Source organism: Alteromonas alvinellae (assembly GCF_902705805.1).
Map to the genome: position 1 here is coordinate 1 of NZ_CACSIH010000131.1, position 3,259 is coordinate 3,259.

The 3,259-nt window shown below is 42.8% G+C and carries 3 protein-coding genes; all 3 read left to right on the plus strand.

Annotated elements, in window-relative coordinates:
* The coding region (locus ACX5KA_RS10100) for a response regulator (protein ID WP_458731043.1) at positions 1–555 on the plus strand (555 nt) is incomplete at its 5' end.
* Complete coding sequence (locus ACX5KA_RS10105) at positions 548–1,444, plus strand: response regulator transcription factor (protein WP_012519293.1); 897 nt, start codon at positions 548–550, stop codon at positions 1,442–1,444. The genes ACX5KA_RS10100 and ACX5KA_RS10105, both read left to right, overlap by 8 nt.
* Positions 1,445–1,649: 205 nt before the next feature.
* A complete protein-coding gene (locus tag ACX5KA_RS10110; protein WP_458731044.1) occupies positions 1,650–3,161 on the plus strand; it encodes a Fic family protein in 1,512 nt (503 codons plus the stop codon).
* Positions 3,162–3,259: the final 98 nt, after the last annotated feature.

Below are 3,259 nucleotides of genomic sequence, written 5' to 3' on the forward strand. Positions count from 1 at the left end.
ATGTACAGCAAAGATCAACAGACCCTAGCGGAAAATGAGAAAAAAGTGTTTTCTCAATTAGAAAGTCACCACATCGACTTAATTACACTAGATGTAAAACTGTCTAACGCAAGTGGATGGGATCTGCTGTCCACACTACGGATGGATAATTGGTTAATGCCCGTACTCATGGTATCGGCAAACGCTCGTGAGTTAGAGCAATATACGGCTCACACAAAATTGCATAACGGGTATATTTCAAAGCCGTTCAATTTGGACAATTTATTCAATCAGATTGGGCAGTTGTTAGCACTTAATTGGGAATATTCTCCCGATAAAACCGAAAGCATAACGCAGATAGAAAAGCAGCAACGAACGCCCGTTACATCTGACCACTACAGGGAATTGATCACACTAGCTGAAATTGGGTATTTATCTGGGTTTAATAGCAAACTAACGGAAATAGAAACCCATCATTATTTTTCCCCTGATGTAGAATCAAATATAAAGCAACATATTTCCCAATGTAACTTTCCAGAAATAATCAGATATTTAGGTGAGTGTATTCATGAATAATATCAGTGATGTCGTGCTAGTTGTCGATGACTCCCCCGAGTCTTTAGGGATGCTAAATGTTGCGTTAAATACCCAAGGCTTTACTGCTCTGGTAGCGTTAAATGGAGTACAAGCATTAGCCATTGTAGAGAAAGTAAAACCTGATGTAATACTTTTGGATGCCGTTATGCCCGAGATGGACGGCTTTGAAACCTGCAAGAAGCTGAAAGAAGCACTCCCCAATACACCTATAATTTTTATGACAGGCCTTACCGAAATCGATGATGTGGTTAAAGGTTTCGACGCTGGCGGTATCGATTACGTAACAAAGCCCATTGCCCCCGATGAGGTCATCGCTCGAATTAAAACTCATATTCAAACTGCAAAGATAGCCTTGAGCGCCCAAAGTGCACTAGATAGCACAGGTAGTAACACTTTTTGTGTAAGCTCAGAAGGCCGGTTATCCTGGGCTACGCCTAACGTTCATCAATTTATCGAAAAGATATGTGGTGAGGATACTAGCCCTTGGGCAAGCATTTCGAAAGAACTGGCTCCATGGCTTCAAAGTGAAAATTTAGAAGAATCGTCGATATTAACAATACATAGTTTCTCATCGCCACTGCAAATAAAGTATCTAGGTGTACAAGCACCGCACCATCTATTTAAAATAGTAGAGCCACCCACCAGTAAAACCCACCTTTGCTTGCAGGAAAAGTTACCGATTACTAAGCGAGAGTCTGAAGTGCTGTATTGGATTTCTTTTGGTAAAACGAGTTGGGAAATATCTCAAATTCTCGACATGAGCCCACGTACCGCAAATAAACACCTTGAGCAGATTTATAAAAAGCTGGGCGTTGATAACAAAACATCGGCCGCAGCAATCGCGCTTAGGCTACTAGAGCGTTCGTGATTTAGTATCCATAGGCTTTAACCCATATTCTGTAGCCCTCCTTTCTAACTAAACGCCGTAAACGTAGAACCATTAAAACCTACAGCCAAAGAAACACCAAAACCTATAAGTTGAAAGACATTAAAACCTATAGGTGATATAACACTAAAACCTATAAATAAGGATTGATAGCTGGTCAGTATCACGAGTAATAGTTGGAGCGAACATGAATGACATATCACAAAAACTAGCAGATTCGCTTGAGCAATTACAAAAACTTCAAGAGTCAGGGACTGTTGCCATCCAGTCTAAGCAACTTAGCAGAGTGCATCGAGAGCGGCTATTGAAGCACGGGTTTATTCGCGAAGTCATCCGGGGTTGGTACATACCGGCGATGCCAGATGAAAAGCCGGGTGACAGTACATCTTGGTATACTTCTTTCTGGGGCTTTTGCGGCGCTTATTTGTCACAGAGATTCAATAATGCCTGGTGCCTCTCACCTGAACAATCAATTAGCCTGCACATCGGCGATAGAACCGTACCTCAGCAATTACTCGTGCGCTCGCCAAAAGGCAATAATAAACCTACTGCCTTTTTACACAACACCTCGGTTTTTGATGTTCGATTGAACATGCCAGCCACAGAATACATTGAAAACTTGGAAGGGCTAAATGTCTATAGCTTAGCAGCTGCACTTGTTTACTCTTCGGCGAACCAGTTTCAAAATGCGCCCATCCAATTGCGTACTGCCTTATCGATGGTGACAGATGCATCCGACGTACTATCCGTTTTACTCGCAGGTAACCACAGTGTGATTGCTGGCCGTTTAGTGGGCGCCTTTAGAAATATCGGCCGGAATCTGATTGCTGACAATATCTTAAAGGGCATGCAAGCGGCCGATTTGAAAGTGCATGAAGAAGATCCATTTGTAGAAAAAGTGCAGGTAAACTTTGGTCGTCGTGATGTGTCACCCTATGTTAATCGAATTCGGTTAATGTGGGCACAAATGCGTGAAAATGTTATCGCGCACTTCCCTGAACAAACACAACAAAGCGTCGACATCGAAACCTACATGGCTGAAGTGGAAGACAAATACGTTACAGACGCATACCACTCACTGTCTATTGAAGGCTATCGGGTGACTCACGAATTGATTGAGCTGGTTCGCTCTGGCAGCTGGCAAGCTGAAGGTTCAGACGAGAGTAAAAGGCATTTAGATGCTATGGCCGCTAAAGGCTACTGGAATGTATTTCAGGAAGTTAAAAAAGCCGTCTTAGCGGTGTTAGAAGGTAAAAACGCTGGCGATGTATTGGAACAGACACACAGCGATTGGTATCTCGCCTTATTTGGCCCAAGTGTGGCTGCTGGTATTATTAAGCAGTCGGACTTGGCTGGTTACCGGACAGGACCAGTTTATATTCGTCAATCTATGCATACTCCACCAAGTAGAGAAGCGGTTCGCGATATGATGCCAACACTCTTCGACCTGCTCGCAGAAGAGAAAAGTTCAGCCGTCAGAGTGGTACTGGGGCACTTCATTTTTGTCTACATTCACCCTTACTTTGATGGCAATGGCAGAATGGGAAGATTTGTTATGAATTTAATGATGGCGTCTGGTGGTTATCCATGGACAATTGTACCCGTCGAACGACGAGATGAATATATGCAAACGTTGGAAACAGCCAGCGTTAAACAAGATATTGTGCCTTTTACAAAGTTCTTGGCATCTTTGATTTAACCAACCTCAGTTTGGAGAAGTGAACAATCCTTCGCCCTTGGTACACATAGTTATAAAACAGTTAAGTGTCTAAGGCGTGTTGATCTTTCGTGATTAGT

Excerpts from the sequence above, each read along its gene's own strand:
- ACX5KA_RS10105 (WP_012519293.1), top strand. The coding sequence starts at position 548 with ATGAATAATATCAGTGATGTCGTGCTAGTTGTCGATGACTCCCCCGAG.
- ACX5KA_RS10110 (WP_458731044.1), top strand. The coding sequence starts at position 1,650 with ATGAATGACATATCACAAAAACTAGCAGATTCGCTTGAGCAATTACAA.